Genomic DNA, 942 nt, shown 5'->3' with positions numbered 1-942 from the left:
TGTTACTAACCTTTAAAAAAGAAAAGATGAGAACAATAATGAAAACAATTTTAGTAGTAACATTAATGTTTGGAACATTAATTAGTTACGCAAACGACAACAAGAAATCTACTAATGCAGTAGCTGCAAAAAGAGTTAAAGTTGAATACAAGTCTGTAAAAAGAGGACATGCTTTAACTATTAAAAATGAAAATGGATTAACAATATATAGACAAGTCATTCAAAGTTCTGGAACCTATTCTAAAACATTCGATTTAACAAACTTAGAAGATGGTTTATACACCACGGAACTTGAAAAAGACTTTGAAATTATTGTAGACAAAATTGAAGTTAAAGATGGTTTTGTTACTTTCTTAAATGAAAAAAGTGAAACAATTTTTAAACCAGTAATTAGAACGGAAGGAGATTTGGTTTTAATTTCTAAAATTGCTTTTAACAAAGAACCATTAAAAGTAATTTTATATTATGACCACCACGTTATTCTTTCTGAAAAAGTTGAAGGTAATAAACTTATAAACAGAGTTTACAAATTAACCAACACAGAAAAAGGAGCATACAAGGTTGTTATTTACTCAGACAATAAAATGTATGAAAAAGAATTTACAATCTAAAAAACTATTGAACTCATCAAACTACTGCCATTTTGATGATAAAAGCGAGTCCTTCTGGACTCGTTTTTTTTGTTAATGAAAGAATCATTTTCTATTTTATTCAATATACAGATTTTAAGGAATTAACCAAAACATATACATAATTACCTTAACATTTAATTAATGTTTTAATAATAGATAAAATAGAATACAAAACTACCAATTCTGATGTTTTTAGAACTGAACTTCCAACATATCTTTGTGGTGTTACTAACCTTTAAAAAAGAAAAGATGAGAACAATAATGAAAACAATTTTAGTAGTAACATTAATGTTTGGAACATTAATTAGTT

1 protein-coding gene is annotated in these 942 nt (G+C 25.9%); it reads left to right on the top strand.

All coding sequences use genetic code 11. The features are described from left to right. The coding region (locus MPF19_RS19090; RefSeq protein WP_249989859.1) for a T9SS type A sorting domain-containing protein at positions 1-611 on the top strand (611 nt) is incomplete at its 5' end. Positions 612-942: the final 331 nt, after the last annotated feature.

It is taken from the genome of Polaribacter sp. Z014 (assembly GCF_023555435.1).
In the GTDB taxonomy this organism is placed as follows: Bacteria; Bacteroidota; Bacteroidia; order Flavobacteriales; family Flavobacteriaceae; genus Polaribacter.
This window is presented reverse-complemented; position numbering and strand designations above follow the sequence as displayed.